The sequence below is a fragment of the Serratia sp. PGPR-27 genome (genome assembly GCF_022678525.1).
Classification (GTDB): domain Bacteria; phylum Pseudomonadota; class Gammaproteobacteria; order Enterobacterales; family Enterobacteriaceae; genus Serratia; species Serratia nematodiphila.
Window position 1 is genome coordinate 140,276 of sequence record NZ_JALBYS010000003.1, and the last position, 18,261, is coordinate 158,536.

Below are 18,261 nucleotides of genomic sequence, written 5' to 3' on the forward strand. Positions count from 1 at the left end.
ATAAACACATAATGAGGTTTTGGTCATGAGCCAGAAAAACCTATTGACTAAATCAGCTCTCGCAGCTGCAGTGGCAATTATTTCTTCAAACGTGTCTGCCGCAGGATTCCAGCTGAATGAGTTCTCATCAGCTGGTTTAGGACGTTCGTATTCTGGCGAAGGCGCCATGGCGGATACGGCGGCCTCCGCAAGCCGCAACCCGGCGTTGCTGATGATGTATACCCGCCCGGAACTCTCTTTCGGCGCAGTCTTCATCGATCCGGACGTCGATATCAGTGGCCAATCCCCTTCCGGCGCCAGTCTGGATGCGAAAAACATCGCGCCGACCGCCTGGGTGCCGAACCTGCATTATGTTCACCCGATTAACGATCAATTCGCCGTAGGCGGCTCGGTCACCAGCAACTTCGGTTTGGCGACCGAATACAACGACGGTTACGCGGCGGGTTCCATGGGCGGCAAAACCGACCTGGAAACCTTGAACCTTAACCTGAGCGGCGCTTATCGCCTGAACAAGAACTTCAGCTTCGGTCTGGGCTTTGACGCCGTTTATGCCAAGGCCAAACTCGAGCGCTATGCCGGCGATCTGCCAAAACTGATCGCCGGATCGGGCCAGTTACCGCCACAGTTGGCCGGCCCGGTTTCGCAGATCCCGGCAGATACCCAGATTTCGCACCTGAAAGGCGACGAATGGGGCTTCGGCTGGAACGCCGGTATTCTGTACGAAGTGGATGAAAACAACCGTTACGGCTTCACCTATCGCTCAGAAGTGAAAATCGACTTTGACGGCGATTACAAAAGCAGCCTGCCTTCAGCCTTCAACCCGTTGCTGGCCTCTAAAGGTCTGCCGTGGGGCACCAACGGCACCACCATTCCGGGTTCTCTGAGCCTGCACCTGCCGGAAATGTGGGAACTGTCCGGCTACAACAAAGTGGCGCCGCAGTGGGCTATCCACTACAGCCTGGCCTACACCAGCTGGAGCCAGTTCCAGGAGCTGAAAGCCACCGGCAACAACGGCCAGACGCTGTTCCAGAAGCATGAAGGCTTCAAAGACGCTTACCGCATCGCGCTGGGCACCACCTACTTCTACGACGATAACTGGACCTTCCGTACCGGTATCGCCTTCGATGACAGCCCGGTGCCTGCCCAAAACCGTTCGATCTCCATTCCGGATCAGGACCGTTTCTGGCTGAGTGCCGGTACCACCTATGCGTTCAACAAAGACGCCTCGGTTGACGTCGGCGTGTCCTACATGCACGGCCAGAAAGTCACCATCAATGAAGGTCCTTACACCTTCACCTCCGAAGGCAAGGCCTGGCTGTACGGCGCCAACTTCAACTACCGCTTCTAATCTCGCCTGAGATGGATGCCAAAGCGCCCCGCGGGGCGCTTTTTCTTTGCCTGCCGCTCGCCGCGGGCGTAAAAAAACCCGCCAGACGACGGGTTTTCATGGGCATAAGGCCGGTGGTTACTGCGAGTCGATCTCGTCCAGATCGCCCTGAATCGCCTTGGCGTTCGGGTTCTCTTCCGGCTTGAGCGAACCGCCGTTGGCGATGAAGTCGTGGCGCTGGAAGTAAGCTTCGCGCACCATGACATAAGGATCGGAGGAGTTGCGCAGCAGGCCGTCGGAATCCAGCAGTTGAGCGCGGGTTTCGATACCCTCGACCACCCATTTGCCCGCCGACATCCAGAAGGTCAGGTAACTCAGCATCGGATACAGCGTATCCGCAAAATCGCCGCCTTCGTCACGCAGCGTGAAGCTGCCGTAGCCCGGCAACATCACGTACGGGCCGTAACCCACATCGTAATGGCCCAGCGTGCTGCCGAAGCGGTTCGGTTCTTCGCGCGCCAGTTTCGGGTTGGCCATGCCGGCCACGTCGATCAGGCCGCCCATCCCGAGCAGGGTGTTCAGGAAGAAACGGTTGAAGTGGATCATCCCGCGGTAGGGATCGCCCTTCAGGAAGGCGTTGACCATGCTGGCCGGCTCTTCCAGGTTGGAGGTGAAGTTGCTGATGCCGTTACGCGCCGGCATCGGCACGTAGTCGCGCCAGGCCACCGCGACCGGACGCAGGATATAAGGATCCAGGACGTTGTAGTTGAAGTCGAACATCGTCCGGTTAAATCCTTCCAGCGGATCGGAACGCCCTTGCGGATCGTTGTCTGGCGCGCTGGCACAGCCCACCAGTAATACCGTTGCGAATGCCACCCCAGTCAGGCGAAAGTTCATATTTTTCTCCATAAAAACACGTTCGGTCTTATTTTTCAGGGACCTGCTTGTTTATCTGAACGCTAACCTGCTCTTTACCGCTGAATGTCTGCAGCGAGCTTTCGCCGAACCAGTCCCCCGGCTGCGGCGTGGCCAATCCGTCCTGTGAGAGGCGCACACGCACCTGCACCTGATGCTGCGCCGAGAGCAGACGCTCGGGCATCATGGCGTTGCTGTCATCCAGTGAGAAAGACAGCGGAAAACGGCTCAGCGGCAATTGTTTTACCGCGACCGGCACCGGGCTGACGCCGTCGGTGACCGAAATGACCAGCGTCCCCCGCGGCGGCATGGCTTTCGCCGCCTGCGGTGACAGCGCAACGGTCACATTCAGTTTAACATTTTCTCCGCCTGCCTGGGCTTTTGCTTGTGCAATACTGCGCTTTATCACTTCCGCGCGCGGATCGTTGGCCGGCAGCAGCTGCAGCATCACCTGCCAGGCGCCGATCGCCTGCTTGAAATCGCCCTGTTCGAAGGCATTGAACGCCAGCAGGCTCAGCACCCGCGGATCGCCGTGGTTTTCCGCGATCATGCGCCGCAACAGCTGTGCCGCCTGCTTGTTATCCTCCGGATCGTTGGAGCGCGTCAAGACCTCGGCATAGCCGAGCCGCACTTCCAGACTATTCGGATCCAATTGATAAGCATGAGCAAACGCCTGCGTAGCGGTGGTGGCATTATTCAGCGCCATGCCGACGCGCCCCAGCATCATCCAGTCACTGATGTTGCGATCGTCCTGTTGCAGCGCGGTGCGCAGCCCCAGCCCGAGGCGAGCAATCTCTTCCATGCTCAGCGGTTTGGCCCGCTCATTGGCAACGCGCTCGCGCAATTCCGGCATTTGCGCCTGCACCAGACGCCAGTCCAGCACCTGCGCCAGCCCGCCGGTTTTCAGATAAAAGCCAACGGTCACCGCCAGCAGTAACAGCACGCCCGGCACCAGCGCCCAGCGGTTGATCGGCTTCGCCTGCGCCATCTGCTCGGCCGGGATGTCGTTCAACAGGTTCTGTTGCAGCTCTTTGACCAGTTCCGGGCGCTCGGCTACCACGCCCTGCTGCTCATCCTGCTCCAACTCGCTGAGGCGATCCTGATAAAACGCCTTGTTCAGCGCATCGCGCGTGGCGGCGCTCTGCTTGCCGTGGCGCATCGCCGGCACCACCAGCGTTGCTGCGGCGCCGGCCAGCAACACGCAAATAATCAGCCAAAAAGCCATTAGGATTTCTTCCTGTCAGTCTCTTGCAACAGCGCCGCCAGGCGCTGCCGTTCCCGTTCGGAGAATGCATCGTCCACCGCCGCGTCGGGCTTGCGACGGGTGCGCAGGACCACCACTGCCCCGCCGATCAATACGAACAGCAGCGGGCCGATCCACAAGATCAGCGTCGCCGGCGTTACCGGCGGCTCGTAAGTGACGAAGTTGCCATAACGCGCCACCATGTAATCGATGATCTGCTGCTTGCTTTGCCCCTGCATCATCAGCTCGTACACCTTGGTGCGCATATCGGCGGCGATAATGGCGTTGGAATCGGCAATGCTGTTGTTTTGGCATTTCGGGCAGCGCAGCTGTTCGGTCAACTCGCGATACTGCTGCTCCTGCTCGACGGAGTTGAAGCGATAGGTATCGATCGCCGCGGCGGCGCTCCAGCTCAGCAGCGCGGCGCACAGCAGAACAATCAGCCTCATGCCTCACCCCCGTACTTTTTATACAGCGGCAGCACTTCCTGCTGCCAGACCCGCTCATTCATGTCGCCGGCGTGGCGATAGCGAATAATCCCCTGGCCGTCGATAAGGAAGGTCTCAGGCGCGCCGTACACCCCGAGATCCAACCCCAGCATGCCGTCGCCGTCGTACAGACTGAGGGCGTAGGGATTGCCGAGAGAGTTCAGCCAGGTCACCGCCTTGGCGCGATCGTCTTTATAGTTCAGGCCGACCACCCGCACGCCGCGCGCCGCCAGCGTATTGAGATACTGGTGCTCCGCGCGGCAGGTCGGGCACCAGGTCGCCCAGACGTTGAGCAATATCGGCTTGCCGTCACGCAGCACCGCCTGATCGTAGGTTTTGCCCGGCTGATCCAACGATTCCAGCCTGAAGGTCGGCACCGGTTTGCCGATCAGCGCCGACTCCAGCATGGTCGGATCTTCGCCGCCGGCGTTGCGCGTGAGCTGCACCATCAGGGCCGCCACCAGCAGCAGGAAGAGCGCCAACGGGATAAACAGCAGCTTACGCTTCATGATTGCGCCTCCAGTTTGCCTTCACGCTTGAGCTTTTTGCTCATGCGATAACGCGGGTCGAGAATGCACAGCAGGCCGCCGATCGCCATAAAGACACCGCCGAACCAGATCCAGCGCACGAAGGGTTTGTAATACAGGCGCACCGCCCAGGAACCGTCTTCCAGCTCCTCGCCCAGCGCCGCGTACAGATCGCGGCTGAACCCGCCGTCGATCGCCGCCTCGGTCATCATGCTGCGCGCCACGCTGTAGTAACGTTTCTCCGCGTGCAGCGTCGCCTCCGGCTTGCCGTTGCGCGTGACGTCGATGATGCCGACGCCGCCGCTGTAGTTCGGGCCGCGAATGTCGTGCACGTCGCGGAACACGAAGTGATAATTGTGGATGTCCACGCTGTCGCCGGCCTTCATCCGCACGTCGCGCTCCACGCTGTAGTTCTGGCTGAAGGCAATGCCGATCACCGTCACCGCCACGCCGAGGTGGCCGAGCACCATGCCCCAATGGCTGCGAGACAGCTGCCGCAGACCGCGCCAGAAACCGTGGCGGTGGGTGGCGCGCTCATGCAGCTCCATCAGCGTCAGGATGATCACCCACAGCGCCATGATCAGGCCCACCACCGTCATGCCGGCGATGCTGTCCTGCAGCAGCCACGGCAGCAGAATCGACAGCACCAGCGTCACCAGCAGCGCCACGCCGAGGCGGCGCCACAGCTTGCGCGGCTCATCGCGGCGCCAGCGCACCAGCGGCCCAATGCCCAACAGCAGCGCCAACGGCGCCATCAGCCAGGTGAACATGGTGTTGAAGAACGGCTCGCCGATCGAAATGCTGCCCAGCCCCAACTGTTTGTGCACCAGCGGCAGCAGCGTGCCCAACAGCACCACCAGCATGGCGGCGATCAGCAACACGTTATTGCCCAGCAGGAAGGTCTCGCGCGAGAAAGTCTCGTGCTGCACCCGGCTGCGCACCTGGCCGCCCTTGACCGCGTACAGCAGCAGCGAACCGCCGATGACGATCACCAGATAGGCGAGAATAAACATGCCGCGCGCCGGATCGGAGGCGAAGGAGTGCACCGAGACCAGCACGCCGGAGCGCACCAGGAAGGTGCCCAGCAGGCACAGCGAGAAAGCGGTGATCGCCAGCAACACCGTCCAGGCTTTGAACGTCCCGCGTTTCTCGGTCACCGCCAGCGAATGCATCAGCGCGGTGCCGGCCAGCCACGGCATAAAGGAAGCGTTCTCCACCGGATCCCAGAACCACCAGCCGCCCCAGCCCAGCTCATAGTAGGCCCAGGCCGATCCGAGCACGATGCCGAGCGTGAGGAACACCCAGGCGGCGGTGGTCCACGGGCGCGACCAGCGCGCCCAGGCGGTGTCGAGCCGGCCGGCCATCAGCGAGGCGATGGCGAACGCGAAGGCGACCGAGAAGCCGACATAGCCCATGTACAGCAGCGGCGGGTGGAAAATAAGGCCGATATCCTGCAGCAGCGGGTTGAGATCGCTGCCGTCGATCGGGAAGTTCGGCAGCGTGCGGGTGAACGGATTGGAGGTCATGATGATGAACAGCAGGAAACCGGCGGTGATCATGCCCATCACCGACAGCACCCGCGCCACCGCATCCTGCGGCATCGCCCGGCTGCACAACGCCACCGCCAGCGACCAGCAGCTCAGCAGCAGCACCCACAGCAGCAGCGAACCTTCGTGCGCCCCCCAGGTGGCGGCGATGCGGTAATACACCGGCAGTTGGGTATTGGAGTTGGTGGCCACGTAAGCGACGGTAAAGTCATTGACCACGAAGGCGTGCACCAGGCACAGGAACGCCAGCGCAATCGCCGCGAACATGCCATAGGTCAGCGGCCGGGCCACCGCCATCATGCGGCTGTCCTGGCGCGCCGCGCCCCACTGCGGGTAAATGCTCAGCAACAGCGCGATCGCCAGCGCCAGGCACAGCAGAAAACTGCCCAGTTCCGGCATCATGACTTGGCGCCCTCCGCCTGCGGCGCGTTATACGCTTCCGCCGGCCCTTTGTGATTCTCTTTCATCGCGTCGGCCACTTCCGGCGGCGTGTATTTCTCGTCGTGTTTGGCCAGCACTTCGCGCGCGTTGACCACGTTGCCCTCGCCCAGCACCCCTTGCGCCACCACGCCCTGCCCTTCACGGAACAGATCCGGCAGAATGCCGGTGTAGGTTACGCCGATCGCACCGCGCGCGTCGTAAATCTTGAAGCTGACCTGCAGCGTATTGGGATCGCGTTTCACCGAGCCGGGCATCACCATGCCGCCGATGCGCAACCGTTGGCCGACCTCGGGCTTCTCGTGGTTTTCGCCTTTACCCTGCAGGATTTCACCCGGGGTATAGAACAGATCGATGTTGGAGCGCAGCGCGTACAGCATCAGGGTTGCGGTCAGCGCGATGCCGATCAGCACAACGATCGCCAGATAAAGGCGGCTTTTACGACGTGGATTCACAATGATTTCTCCCGCGGTGCGGCGGATTTTTGTTTTGACTGTTGCGCATGGCGAATGCGCCGTTCGCGCGCCTGACGGCGGCCGATCTCGGCGAGCAACTGCCGCCGCTGCCAGACGGTGTGCGCCACCAGCCCCAACAGCGAAATCAGCGTGGCGGCGACCGCCAGCCAGACATAAAAGGCATAACCGCCCATGGCGAAAAACGCCGACCAGGAATCAAACGCGGCATTCATGACTGACGCTCCTTATTCACCAGCCCGGCGACCCACGGGCGCTGGCGCTCCTGGAACAGGATCAGATTGCGCAGGCGCATCAGCGTCAGCGTGACGAACAACAGCAGGTAGCCGAGGATTGCCCAGCGCAGCGGGGTGCGCATGCTTGGCGCGATGGATTGCTGCATATTGGTCGAACCCTGATGCAACGTATTCCACCATTCGACGGAGAAATGGATGATCGGGATATTCACTACGCCCACCAGCACCAGAATGCCGGCGGCGCGGCCCGCCAGGCGGCGGTCTTCGAAGGCGTTATACAGCGCGATGACGCCCATATAGAGGAACAGCAGCACCAGCTCGGAGGTCAGCCGCGCGTCCCATACCCACCAGGTGCCCCACATCGGCTTGCCCCAGGCGGAGCCGGTCACCAGCGCGATAAAGGTGAACACCGCGCCGATCGGCGCCATCGCCGCCACCACGGTATCGGACATTTTCATCTGCCACACCAGGCCGATAAACGCCGCCACCGCCATCGAGGCGTAGATGCCCATCGACCACATGGCCGCCGGCACGTGAATATAAATGATGCGGAAGCTGTCGCCCTGCTGATAATCCTTCGGCGCGAAGCCAAAGCCCCATGCCCAGCCAAGCAGCAGGCAGGCCGCCGCCGCCAGCCCCAGCCAGGGGATAAAGCGGCCGCAGACGTGATACAGCCGTTCAGGCCGCGCCAGTTGATGTAACCATTTCCACATTGTCGTCAGTGCTCACGGTAATTTTTATGCGTCGACCGCCTCGAGCGTTCGAAACGGCGAAAATCTTCTGCGGGGTACGCTCTTGCCGGCCTTGCCCCGTCTGTTCATTCAATTTGTTAGCTAGTGCACGCTCACTCGCAGCGCCGCTGCGGCGGCAAACGGCGCCAATGTCACGCTGCCCGCCAGCATCGCGCCGAGTATCGCCAGGTAACCATCAATCGGCATACCCATCGCGGCGGCGTCGATCGCGCCGGTGGCGAAGATCAGCACCGGGATATACAGCGGCAGCACCAGCAGGCTGAGCAGCACGCCCCCTTTGCGCAGGCCGACGGTCAGCCCCACGCCGATAGCGCCGATCAGGCTCAGCGTCGGCGTGCCGAGCAGCAGCGTCCCCGCCATCGCCAGCCAGGTTTGCATATCAAGCGACAACAGCAGCGCCACCAGCGGCGACAGGATCAGCAGCGGCAATCCCGTCACGACCCAGTGAGCACACACTTTTCCCAGCACCGTCATCGGCAGCGGCGTCGGCAGCAGCAACAGCTGCTCCAGCGAGCCATCGAGGAAATCGTCGCGAAACAGCCGCTCCAGCGACAGCAGCGAGGCCAGCAGCGCCGCCACCCACACGATGCCCGGCGCAATGCGCGCCAGCAGCTGCGGTTCAGGGCCAATCCCCAGCGGGAACAGCGTGATCACAATCAGGAAAAACCACAGCGGGTTGACGATCTCCGACCCTTTACGGCAGGCGATCTTCAATTCGCGACGCACCAGAGTCAAAAACATCACAAACTCCCCGCGTCGTGTTCCGCCAAACGAATTTTGCCCACCGTTTGGCTGACGCCGGCCAAATCCTGATGCGTGGTCAACAATACCATGCCGCCCCGCTGCGCATGTTGTTCAAAAAGGCTAATCAACTCGGCCACGCCCTGTTTATCGATTGCCGTCAACGGTTCATCGAGGATCCACAGCGGCGCCGCGCTGAGCCACAATCGCGCCAGCGCCACCCGTCGCTGCTGCCCGGCCGAAAGCTGCGCCACCGGCAGATCTTCGTAGCCCACCAACCCCACCTGCTCCAACGCGCGCCAGATGGCCTGCTGCTCGGCCGCGCCGCGCACCGCCTGATAAAACTGCAGATTTTCGAAGGGTGTCAATACGGCTTTGATGCCCGGTTGATGGCCGATAAACAGCAAATCTTGCTGATACGCCGCGCGATCGCGCAGCGTGTTGCGCCCGCGCCAGCACACCTCACCGCCGTCCGGCCGCGCCAGACCGGCGAGGATGCGCAGCAAACTGGTCTTGCCCGCGCCGTTCGGCCCTTCTACCTGAATGATATCGCCCGGCTGAACTGAAAAGCTTAGCTCGCTAAACAGGATGCGTTCATCGCGCACGCAACTCAGACTTTTGGCTTCCAGCATCGGGGAACTCATATTTTTCTTTGGGATAGCGAATCATAGCATAAGCCTTTCCCCACACGCAGCCTGCGGCGGGCGCGCCGGGGGGCCAATATGGCGAGCAGGATCAAGAATGCGCGGAAAAAAGCGGCGGATTTTAACTCTTGTTACCTTTTTCTGTATTTCGCCGCATTTAGGCTGGGCAACTACGCTTAATGACGTGACCTCACCCTTATTGAGCAGGAGCGACAGCATGAACGAACAGCAACGCCAGGAGCACGAGCAGGATGAGACGATGCGGGTAGAGAGCGAAGAGCAGGAACAGGGCAAGCGCGAAATCGAAGTCAGGGAAGAAAATCTGCCGTCGCGCGCGGCGGCGGTGCATGAACAGATCCGGATGGAAGGCGAAAAAGAGCTGGAGCGCGACGGGCTGGCATTGCTGTGGTCGGCGATCGCCGCCGGGCTGTCGATGGGCGCCTCGCTGGCGGCGAAGGGCATTTTCCACGCCCGCCTGCCGGACGATCCCAGCCGTTTCTTCCTCGAGAACCTCGGCTACACCTTCGGTTTTATCATTGTCATCATGGCGCGCCAACAGCTGTTTACCGAAAATACCGTCACGGCGGTATTGCCCATCATGCATAAACCCACGCCGCGCAACCTGCTGATCCTGCTGCGTCTGTGGGGCGTGGTGCTGCTCGGCAACCTGATCGGCACCGGGCTGGCGGCGCTGGCGTTTACCCATATGCCGCTGTTCGACGCCGGGACGCGCGGCGCCTTCATCAGCCTGGGCGAAGAGGTGATGCGCCATACGCCGGGAGAAATGTTCGCCAACGGCATCCTGGCCGGCTGGATCATCGCCACCATGGTGTGGATGATCCCGGCCGCCGGCGCGGCGAAAATCTGGGTGATCGTCCTGATGACCTACCTGGTAGCGATTTGCGATTTGACCCATATCGTGGTCGGTTCGGTAGAGATCCTCTATCTGGTGTTCAACGGCGCGATTGGGTGGCAGGAATTCGTCTATCCGTTCGCCCTGCCAACGCTGGCGGGCAACATCATCGGCGGCACCTTTATCTTTGCGTTGATAAGCCATGCGCAGATCCGCAACGATTTGAGCGCCCAAAAACGGGCGGAGCGGCAGCAAGAGGAAAAACGGCGCCACAGCGGGGAAAAACCGTGATCGCCGTCGGTCAGGCGAGGAAATTTCGGCGCTAACTGGCGAGGTATTGAGCAAACGCACCGCTAAGCGCTTATTCTGCGGGTAAAAAAAGGTATAATGCCCCGGCAGCTTCGGTTGCCAGCCCGCAGCGTCCCCGTAGTTAAACGGATATAACAAGCCCCTCCTAAGGGCTAGTTACTGGTTCGATTCCAGTCGGGGACGCCATTACCACATCTCAACACGTCCAAATAGTTCTATAAAATCCTTTTACAACACCAGTTTACCCAATGTTGTCTATGGTGACGTTTCACTTGCCGAAGCCCGATAAAAGCGTGATGAGGCCCGAAATCAATTAACTAATGGCATCAACCCTAGCGATGCACGTAGAGCAAATAAAATTGCCCTCGCCCACACCACCAACAATACCTTCGAAGCTATCGCGCGGGAATGGCACACTTCAAAATTTCCGATTTGGTCAACAGATTACGCCGATTATGTAATGCGCGGCTTTGAAAACAACGTATTCCCTTACATCGGTAAACGGCCAATCGATCAAATCGCCCCGTTGGAGTTGCTTACCGTTTTGCAAAAGATAGAAAGGCGTGGTGCACTGGAGCTAACAAGTAAGGTCAGAAGGCGCTGTGGTGAAGTTTTCCGTTACGCTGTAGTAACCGGTCGAGCTACCTATAATCCGGCACCAGATCTGGCTAGCGCGTTGAATAAGCCTAAGAACGGTCATTATCCTTTCTTAACTGAAAGCGAATTGCCAGAATTTATGCACGCACTCAATAGCTACCAAGGTAGTAAGCTCACGAAATATGCACACAACTGCTAATCCTAACCGGCGTTCGCACTATAGAACTACGCGCTGCCGAATGGTCAGAATTCGATTTTAAGAATGCATTGTGGGAAGTGCCAAAAGAACGGATGAAGAAACGTCGCCCCCACCTGGTACCGCTTTCAACCCAAGCTTTAGAGATCCTTGAAAAACTAAAAGTGCATACCGGACGCTATACGCTCTTGTTTCCTGGCCGTAACGATGCCCGTAAACCGATGAGTGAAGCCAGCATCAACAAAGTTATAAAGATGCTCGGTTATCACGGCCGGGCTACTGGACACGGTTTCCGCCATACAATGAGTACCATCTTGCATGAGCATGGTTTTGAGAGCGCTTGGATTGAAATGCAACTTGTGCACGCTGATAAGAACTCTATTCGTGGAACTTATAACCATGCGCAATATTTGGAAGGGCGTAGAAAAATGTTGCAATGGTATGCATTGTTCTTAACGAAAAAATAACTAGCCGATGTATTTTTGTATGCTAACAATCAAATCATCACCATATTTTACTTTCATTCTTTCTAAAAAAATAGGCTCAATATAATTAGCAAACCCCAATAATCCCTTTAACTCCAAAATATCATCATTGTTTAATAAACCTAATGAGTAGTAGTGGATTCTTGAACTTAAAAAACGTTTCTTATTGCGACCTAAAGATATATCACCGTTATTATTTAAAGTAATACCAGTAACATGTCGATTGAATTTCTTAGAAGAGAAAACAGTTTTCGAATTATTAATCTTGATCGTTTTAAGATCATTCATCTCAAGTGCTTTTTTAACCAATAAAGGTATATCCTTAAGAATGCCCTTAGTTTTCGTGCTGAATGTCAGATCATCCGCATATCGAGAATAATCCACGTCTATTTTTTTACACTCGGCACTCAAATATGAGTCAAAGAAATACATAGTAGCATTTGATATAAATGGTGATGATGGTGCACCAATGCTTAATCTTAAAGGGCTATTTCTTCTCAACTTCCAGAAAAATAGATTTGCTATAGAAAGTGCATCATCTTCACTAACAGCTATGCCATGCTTTGATAGCACATTTAAAAAAACTTCCGGCTTTATTGATAGGAAGAAGTTTTTAAAATCCATCTTTAGCAAATAGCTATTTTTTGCATGTAACAACGCATTTGCTTTTATATTCCTGCCACTTTGGTATGCATAAGCACATTCATGTATTGGTATGTATCTTTTCAATTCACTCAATACACTGACTTGCAATGCTTTAACTTGCTTAGCCGGCTGTGCAATTAAGCGCGGCTCTCCATTTCTTTTATCTATTGTGAATTGTTTATAACGTCTAGGCACTGTACGCAAGTAGTTCCGAACCTCTTGCTCTGGCATAAAAAATTTGTCAGATATAAAACTTACGATTTTCATGCCTGCTCCTTTCTCTGATTTGTTATTCTTGAAAGGACATTTCTTCTTTTTTTCTCATTTTCTGCCATGTCTTTATCATCAAATTTTATATAAGACTGAATGATAGCAATTCGCATATTTGGTGCATCCTTGATCTTGCCATTTTTAGTTCGACCAAATTTTAATTTACTTTCATTTTTTTTAGCATAGTAATAAGTTGCCTTGCTATATATAATACTTGAAATCAAGCCCATAGCCTCTAGTAAATATAGCAACCTTGACAAATCACTTTGAGCCAAATGAATATCCAGGCATAAAAGAACCCACTCTATTTCTGTTATTTTTATTGGTTCAGACAATAATATAATTTCGAAAATCAACATTGCTACGTGACCAGTATTTTCATGTCTGAATTTTTCAGTTTTTTGAACTGATCGTAACTTTTCGTCAATATCCCTAACAACATGCTCAATCTCTGGGTAGTCTATTTTAGACTTATCTGGCCAAGGATATACGCATACGGATGAATCATCACTTCGGCGTAAACTTTCTAGTGGCCCAAGAAATATAAATGATGAACGTGCTGGAACCTCATTTTCTTCATCCCCCTCTAACTCTTGGGCGGGAACAAATACTAAAAGCCTATGCCTCAATGCTGTTTTATTAACAAAAAGACCTAATTCAACTAAAGAACCAGCACTTTCTAAAAAAATAACAATTAGAGTTGATATATTAGCAATATCATCCTCAAACTGCATTAAATCAGCATATGCACCTTGCTTAAAATAGTCTTTGAAGTTTTCAGCAATAACTAATGAAGTATAAAGCTCCTCATTATTTTCAGATGAGTATCGAAAAACTCTTTCACGTAGACTTTCTGCGATTTGTACTGTTGGACCGCCGCAAACAAATACCATAGGGGGAATATATTGAACGGTAAAATTAGCAGGATTCAATTCCCCCCACTGTTCCAGAAGTGCGTTCCAAAAGTCTGAATCGTTATCCGAATCGCTCAACGTTATCACTCCATTGAAAAAAAACACCAAGGTGAGTTAACTCACCTTGGCATCTCATCTCTTTACCTAGAGGATGCGCTAAATACTTTTGGCGCGCTCCTGTGCTTGCTCAGGATCGTGCCAAAAGTATTTAGCGCAACCCAATTATTCGCAATAAGTTAGAGTCTGGCTAATCGCCCGACTAGGATAACAAATAATATATCCCACGCGTAAAGAGCCTTTTTATGATAGCAAATGATTACGCGACGTCAAGTGGTTCAAGTTCATTCATGTAATGCCGATCTGGCGGAAATGGCACTACACCGCACCCGCCTGCGCAATTTGGATCAGGAAATTTTTTCAGTTCTGATTTTCTACAAAACACCCCGCCGGGCCGTGCCACGCCTGAGGCTTTGTGAGCAATCCCAAACTGAAAAGATTGAAAAGAATTTCAGTATTTTTCAGTAAACCTCTCAAGTTAACCTCCCCCGCGAAATCACAACGATATGATTAAATGGATTTTTTTATTTTACGTGAGATAGCGCCTTTAAAATTACCTCCCGCAGCACAATGACGAAAAACGCAAAAGCCGCGCAGGGCGCGGTTTCGCTAGGTGTGGACGTAAACTATCCAACTGAAAAAGCTGTAATCTAAACTGCCGATGCAGCTCCAATGCCGTGGCTTGTAGTGACAGCCTGAGCCAGGCGTGCCGCCAACAAAGCCGCGTAATCAAACACACCATACTTGCCGGTGTCACTGGGGATCTGGATCACCCTGACCTCACCTCAGCGTAAGTTCGTTCCGCCACATTCACCGCATTTCAACCTGGGATAATTCACCGTTTGTACACCTTCATATCCTATGAGAGTTTTGAAGTGTTTAGACCAGAGACCTGTATATGCCACAACATGGAGCCTTTCGGGAGCAAGCCCCTCAGCAGCCTAAAAAAAACCCACGTTTATCTATGCGTCTGGAGTAACATCTCCGCGGCACTCCGGCCGATTTTTGTCGGCCAAAATCTCCTTCCACAATGCTCGAAACCGCCCCAATAAATCCGGCGATTTATCGGTAGTAACGCTCGCCTAAAACAGATTAAATACCGATAATTTTCTGTGCATGCATATGCATGGTTTTTCATGCCAGTTTGCACAATTTTAATCTCTTCGAGCACCAGTGCTGGCGTGGCCTCGGTGAGGTCATGTAGGTGCATTAAAAGCGTCCTGCGAAACGGGCAGGCGTGGCGGGGATAGCATTGCGCGCGAAGTCATAATTGAAGTGCGGAGCAAAGATGTTCCATGAGTTTATTTGATGCTACTATTTTTCACTGAAGGGGCTCTTAGACATCTCAAATGGCATAACGAAGCGACACCTCACGACCACGAACAACGAGGAAAGAAATATCGTGAAAAATGATGATGAAAACTATGTTAAATTGCTTACAGAGCGCATTTACCTTATAAAAGAAAAATTAGAGTCTGGTGAGTTAAAAATAGCGGCTCATCTATGGGAAGGTTTCAGAAAAAGTTTTGACTCTATAAGACTAAGAGACGATGGGTTGGTAGATCCAAATACTGTTGATGGTCGACTGAGGGCGATGGGAGCTGGGCTACATGGATTTGAAGAACGTAAACAATTAAAAGAAAAATTCTCAATCCATCAACTCCAAGAGGCTTACTTTCGAATTCTATTTAATGATTTCGGTGAAATATATGAGATGATGGTTCGTGCAGATAAATCCCCTCATCACGTTTCACAATTTTTATCCACGCAAAGTGAATTCGTTAATGATATAACAAACAACGCTAATGAGCTATATACACTTATAAAGGAATTTTGGGACACTGCTGCTGACATAGGTGTTTTTCATTTACAGGATGGGAAACAACTAAAAGCTACATTTGCCGGTGACTTATTCCCTGCATACTCAGAGAATGCGGTTTCAATTGGTGGGCTTTATATTGACACCATTGTATTACCTTGTCCAATACTTAGAATATTCCCATTAAAAGATCATATGAGCAAAGAGGCCTTTTCCGCTCTACTCATGAAGCATATTCTAACTTGCATGACTTACAGAGATGTAATTTTAGAGGAAATAGAAACACCAATAGCAATGATACTCCCACATGTCACAGATATTTCCCTAGATAAAAAACGGGACTTATTCGATACAACAACTCCATATTTATTAAAGCATATTGATAATATGTTTGGTGTTAGACTTGGAGGCATGGAAGAGTTAGAAGAGTATTTCAGCACTTTAACCACAGCCGACGCTGTATTAGATGCATTGGTTAAGCCAAGCCTACTAATGTTTGCTACCGAGTGGGGTAGGAGCGCAAAAGAACAGCTAATTCACCTATTAAAAAAAGAACATGATGTTAAAATATCCGATGATAACACACCAGTAGGGTTACAAGTTTTATATAATCTATCTGGAAGGTTTCCTCAAGCGTACGCTGCAAAAGAAAATGCCCTTACATTAGGAGGGGTACCATTCATCAACGCAGAGACTTCATGGATATATTACAATTGGTTACTTGAATATGATTCAAAAACAAAAGAAAAAGATCCCGGTTTAATACAAAGCTTACATGTTTCGCATGCATTATCTATTGACAACCAAAGTCAAATCTCTTGGCTTGGAAATGTCCCTGTAAAAACAGTTATTGAACTAAGAAGAAGGGATATGATGAATGAAGTAAGAGATTTGTTATCAAGCGGAATTAATGAGTTGATAGCAAATAATGAAAATGGTTATATTGAAACAACAAATAGGGTTATAGATAACATTGACAATGCATTTAAAAGACACCAATTGTTTATTAAAAAAGCGAAAAAAGATAAACTTAAAATTCTTGGTATTGACATTGGGCTTATGGTTGTTTCTGGTTCAATTGGCCTCGCTGCTGCCTACAAAGGAGATCCATCATTAGGGGTACTCTCTACTGGATTAGGGCTATATGGATTCCCCAATATCAAAGACATCAAATCAGAATGGAAAGAGCAAAAAATGCGAATGGATGCTTATAGAAATAGCCCCGTAGGAGTGCTTTTTAATCACATAAAGGTGTGATGTCTTCATCGAGCCTTGCTACAGATACCCACCACGTAATTTCTTGATAGTCAAAAATCACGTGGTGGGTACAAATACGGGTACATAAAAAAATCGTAAAAATACCAAATAAAAACAATCAATTGATATTAAATTCGATTCCAGTCGGGGACACCATTATTTATTATCAAGCCATTCCCCATCATCGGCACCCGCAATCCCCCTTCTCCACGCCTCAGATCCGATTTCCCCCGCGCGTTATGATGGGCGTTAATTAAAAAACTTAATATCCGTCGGCGTAGCAATCGTCGCCGCCTCGCCTCTGGCCTTCAACTCGCCCGTCTCATCATCGAAATCGAACAGCGTAACGGTATTGGTGAACACATTCGTGACATAAAGATGCTTGCCGGTGGCATCGAAAGCGAGCGCACGCGGTTCAATGCCGCCGGCCTCATAGCGCCTCGTCTCCCCTGGCAGCCCATCCCCACCAATTTTTAATATCAGCAAATGGTTATCGGCACCGCGATTGGTGGCAATAAGATATCTGCCGCTCGGGCTGAGGATAATGGCTCCGCCGCTTTTCGCCTCCGCTGAATCCTGCCCGCCGTTCAGTTTCACTTTCCCTTGTTGCGTCAATCGATGGTCGCTGACGGTAAACACCTCGATTTCACCCGCCATTTCGGTGATGACATAGGCATACTCGCCTTTCGGCGAGAACACCATGTGCCTTGGGCCGGCGCCTGGCGCAAAGCTGACATCGCGCGATGCGTCCGCCTGCAGCGGCTGTGCGCTATCCGAGCGATAGCGATAGGCGTGCAGCTTGTCCCCGCCGAGATCCGCCGCATACAGATATTTACCATCGCGGCTGAAGGTGGTTGAGTGCGCATGGCCCCCTTCCTGACGCCCCTGCACGGCGCCAGAACCTGATATAAACGGATAATGCTGCACCTGTTCACCCAGTTTGCCGTCACTGCCAATTGGCAATACCGTCATCCCCGCGCCGCCTTTGGCGACGGAGTAGTTGGCGACAAACAGAAACTTGCCATCCGGACTGAGGGTGGCATGCGTCGGCTGCTGGCCCGCACTGCTCACCGTATTCAGCACCCGCACGCTGCCAGCTTCGTCTATTGCCAAGGCGGTCACCGTTCCCGCGTTCTCCTCATTGGTGGCATAGGCGAAACGGCCATCGCGAGATTTTACGATCCACGATGGGCTGTTCATTTTAACCACGTCGAGCAGCGTTAACGTGCCGTCGCCATTAACCGCCAGGCGATAGAGCCCTTCACTGGGTCTTGCCGGTTTCTGCACCGCAGGCGCATTCGGAATATGGGTCCAGGTACCGACTAACGCTATTTGCTGATGTTCCCGATTATTGGCCATCGCATTTCCTGAAAACATGAGAGAAATTAACACCGCAGTTAATTGAATGGCTTGCCGGCCTGAGCCGGCAACGATTGTTCGACCAAGTTCAGACAATATAGAAGGTAGCATAAAGCGAGCTGGATGGCGCTTATTAATCGAGTCGAGAGTTTTTTCTCTATTCATGATG

General features: G+C 53.4%; 17 protein-coding genes, 1 tRNA gene and 1 pseudogene. 6 read left to right on the forward strand and 13 right to left on the reverse strand.

Annotated features, from left to right (window positions below; genetic code table 11):
* Positions 1 to 25 precede the first annotated feature (25 nt).
* On the forward strand, positions 26 to 1,348 hold the full coding sequence (gene fadL, locus MMS95_RS02975) for a long-chain fatty acid transporter FadL (protein WP_033632473.1): 1,323 nt from the start codon (positions 26 to 28) through the stop codon (positions 1,346 to 1,348).
* Positions 1,349 to 1,465: 117 nt separating this feature from the next.
* Here fadL and mlaA read toward each other — a convergent pair whose 3' ends face one another.
* The 10 genes from mlaA to ccmA form a co-directional block, all read right to left on the reverse strand.
* The gene (gene mlaA / locus MMS95_RS02980; protein ID WP_044030769.1) at positions 1,466 to 2,224 is read right to left on the reverse strand and encodes a phospholipid-binding lipoprotein MlaA; all 759 of its coding nucleotides are present in this window, start codon (positions 2,222 to 2,224) and stop codon (positions 1,466 to 1,468) included.
* Positions 2,225 to 2,252: 28 nt separating this feature from the next.
* Complete coding sequence (gene ccmI / locus MMS95_RS02985) at positions 2,253 to 3,467, reverse strand: c-type cytochrome biogenesis protein CcmI (RefSeq protein WP_242141374.1); 1,215 nt, start codon at positions 3,465 to 3,467, stop codon at positions 2,253 to 2,255.
* A complete protein-coding gene (locus tag MMS95_RS02990; RefSeq protein ID WP_156865818.1) occupies positions 3,467 to 3,934 on the reverse strand; it encodes a cytochrome c-type biogenesis protein in 468 nt (155 codons plus the stop codon). Before MMS95_RS02990 ends, ccmI begins: the two co-directional genes overlap by 1 nt.
* The gene (locus tag MMS95_RS02995; RefSeq protein ID WP_048324567.1) at positions 3,931 to 4,482 is read right to left on the reverse strand and encodes a DsbE family thiol:disulfide interchange protein; all 552 of its coding nucleotides are present in this window, start codon (positions 4,480 to 4,482) and stop codon (positions 3,931 to 3,933) included. Before MMS95_RS02995 ends, MMS95_RS02990 begins: the two co-directional genes overlap by 4 nt.
* Positions 4,479 to 6,449: a heme lyase CcmF/NrfE family subunit gene (locus tag MMS95_RS03000; RefSeq protein ID WP_016926841.1), complete on the reverse strand. Its 1,971-nt coding sequence runs from the start codon at positions 6,447 to 6,449 to the stop codon at positions 4,479 to 4,481. The genes MMS95_RS02995 and MMS95_RS03000 overlap by 4 nt, the downstream gene beginning before the upstream one ends.
* Positions 6,446 to 6,940, reverse strand: coding sequence for a cytochrome c maturation protein CcmE (gene ccmE / locus MMS95_RS03005; RefSeq protein WP_004936264.1), 495 nt, complete (start codon positions 6,938 to 6,940; stop codon positions 6,446 to 6,448). The genes MMS95_RS03000 and ccmE overlap by 4 nt, the downstream gene beginning before the upstream one ends.
* Positions 6,937 to 7,173, reverse strand: a complete 237-nt coding sequence (ccmD, locus tag MMS95_RS03010; protein ID WP_004936267.1) for a heme exporter protein CcmD — start codon at positions 7,171 to 7,173, stop codon at positions 6,937 to 6,939. The genes ccmE and ccmD overlap by 4 nt, the downstream gene beginning before the upstream one ends.
* Positions 7,170 to 7,907, reverse strand: a complete 738-nt coding sequence (locus MMS95_RS03015) for a heme ABC transporter permease (protein WP_004936270.1) — start codon at positions 7,905 to 7,907, stop codon at positions 7,170 to 7,172. The genes ccmD and MMS95_RS03015 overlap by 4 nt, the downstream gene beginning before the upstream one ends.
* 120 nt (positions 7,908 to 8,027) lie before the next feature.
* Positions 8,028 to 8,687, reverse strand: a complete 660-nt coding sequence (gene ccmB, locus MMS95_RS03020; RefSeq protein ID WP_015378625.1) for a heme exporter protein CcmB — start codon at positions 8,685 to 8,687, stop codon at positions 8,028 to 8,030.
* Positions 8,687 to 9,319 carry a cytochrome c biogenesis heme-transporting ATPase CcmA gene (ccmA, locus tag MMS95_RS03025; RefSeq protein ID WP_004936275.1) on the reverse strand — a complete coding sequence of 211 codons (633 nt, stop codon included), beginning with the start codon at positions 9,317 to 9,319 and terminating at the stop codon, positions 8,687 to 8,689. The genes ccmB and ccmA overlap by 1 nt, the downstream gene beginning before the upstream one ends.
* Before the next feature lie 229 nt (positions 9,320 to 9,548).
* On the opposite strand from ccmA, the gene MMS95_RS03030 reads away from it, so the two are divergent.
* The 3 genes and pseudogenes from MMS95_RS03030 to MMS95_RS03040 all read left to right on the forward strand — a co-directional run.
* A complete protein-coding gene (locus MMS95_RS03030; RefSeq protein ID WP_044030764.1) occupies positions 9,549 to 10,475 on the forward strand; it encodes a formate/nitrite transporter family protein in 927 nt (308 codons plus the stop codon).
* Between the two features lie 129 nt (positions 10,476 to 10,604).
* Positions 10,605 to 10,679 (forward strand) — tRNA-Arg (locus tag MMS95_RS03035).
* 67 nt (positions 10,680 to 10,746) lie between these two features.
* A pseudogene (locus tag MMS95_RS03040) lies at positions 10,747 to 11,753 on the forward strand (tyrosine-type recombinase/integrase); the annotation flags it as partial.
* Here the strand turns inward: MMS95_RS03040 and MMS95_RS03045 are convergent.
* Together MMS95_RS03045 and MMS95_RS03050 are read right to left on the reverse strand one after the other, a co-directional pair.
* Positions 11,754 to 12,683, reverse strand: coding sequence for a retron St85 family RNA-directed DNA polymerase (locus MMS95_RS03045; protein WP_242141375.1), 930 nt, complete (start codon positions 12,681 to 12,683; stop codon positions 11,754 to 11,756).
* Positions 12,680 to 13,678: a retron St85 family effector protein gene (locus tag MMS95_RS03050; RefSeq protein ID WP_079450318.1), complete on the reverse strand. Its 999-nt coding sequence runs from the start codon at positions 13,676 to 13,678 to the stop codon at positions 12,680 to 12,682. The genes MMS95_RS03045 and MMS95_RS03050 overlap by 4 nt, the downstream gene beginning before the upstream one ends.
* Before the next feature lie 234 nt (positions 13,679 to 13,912).
* Here MMS95_RS03050 and MMS95_RS03055 point away from each other — a divergent pair, with 234 nt between their 5' ends.
* Together MMS95_RS03055 and MMS95_RS03060 are read left to right on the forward strand one after the other, a co-directional pair.
* A complete protein-coding gene (locus MMS95_RS03055) occupies positions 13,913 to 14,125 on the forward strand; it encodes a hypothetical protein (RefSeq protein WP_079450319.1) in 213 nt (70 codons plus the stop codon).
* A 934-nt stretch (positions 14,126 to 15,059) separates the two neighbouring features.
* On the forward strand, positions 15,060 to 16,733 hold the full coding sequence (locus tag MMS95_RS03060) for a hypothetical protein (RefSeq protein ID WP_135638429.1): 1,674 nt from the start codon (positions 15,060 to 15,062) through the stop codon (positions 16,731 to 16,733).
* A 249-nt stretch (positions 16,734 to 16,982) separates the two neighbouring features.
* On the opposite strand, the gene MMS95_RS03065 is transcribed toward MMS95_RS03060, so the two are convergent.
* Positions 16,983 to 18,257, reverse strand: coding sequence for a lactonase family protein (locus MMS95_RS03065; RefSeq protein WP_242141376.1), 1,275 nt, complete (start codon positions 18,255 to 18,257; stop codon positions 16,983 to 16,985).
* Positions 18,258 to 18,261: the final 4 nt, after the last annotated feature.

Coding starts and splice junctions, on each gene's coding strand:
- MMS95_RS03065 (WP_242141376.1), bottom strand. CDS start 18,257: ATGAATAGAGAAAAAACTCTCGACTCGATTAATAAGCGCCATCCAGCT.
- MMS95_RS03045 (WP_242141375.1), bottom strand. CDS start 12,683: ATGAAAATCGTAAGTTTTATATCTGACAAATTTTTTATGCCAGAGCAA.
- fadL (WP_033632473.1), top strand. CDS start 26: ATGAGCCAGAAAAACCTATTGACTAAATCAGCTCTCGCAGCTGCAGTG.
- MMS95_RS03000 (WP_016926841.1), bottom strand. CDS start 6,449: ATGATGCCGGAACTGGGCAGTTTTCTGCTGTGCCTGGCGCTGGCGATC.
- ccmA (WP_004936275.1), bottom strand. CDS start 9,319: ATGCTGGAAGCCAAAAGTCTGAGTTGCGTGCGCGATGAACGCATCCTG.
- ccmI (WP_242141374.1), bottom strand. CDS start 3,467: ATGGCTTTTTGGCTGATTATTTGCGTGTTGCTGGCCGGCGCCGCAGCA.
- MMS95_RS03015 (WP_004936270.1), bottom strand. CDS start 7,907: ATGTGGAAATGGTTACATCAACTGGCGCGGCCTGAACGGCTGTATCAC.
- MMS95_RS03030 (WP_044030764.1), top strand. CDS start 9,549: ATGAACGAACAGCAACGCCAGGAGCACGAGCAGGATGAGACGATGCGG.
- ccmD (WP_004936267.1), bottom strand. CDS start 7,173: ATGAATGCCGCGTTTGATTCCTGGTCGGCGTTTTTCGCCATGGGCGGT.
- mlaA (WP_044030769.1), bottom strand. CDS start 2,224: ATGAACTTTCGCCTGACTGGGGTGGCATTCGCAACGGTATTACTGGTG.
- MMS95_RS02995 (WP_048324567.1), bottom strand. CDS start 4,482: ATGAAGCGTAAGCTGCTGTTTATCCCGTTGGCGCTCTTCCTGCTGCTG.
- MMS95_RS02990 (WP_156865818.1), bottom strand. CDS start 3,934: ATGAGGCTGATTGTTCTGCTGTGCGCCGCGCTGCTGAGCTGGAGCGCC.
- ccmB (WP_015378625.1), bottom strand. CDS start 8,687: ATGTTTTTGACTCTGGTGCGTCGCGAATTGAAGATCGCCTGCCGTAAA.
- MMS95_RS03055 (WP_079450319.1), top strand. CDS start 13,913: ATGATTACGCGACGTCAAGTGGTTCAAGTTCATTCATGTAATGCCGAT.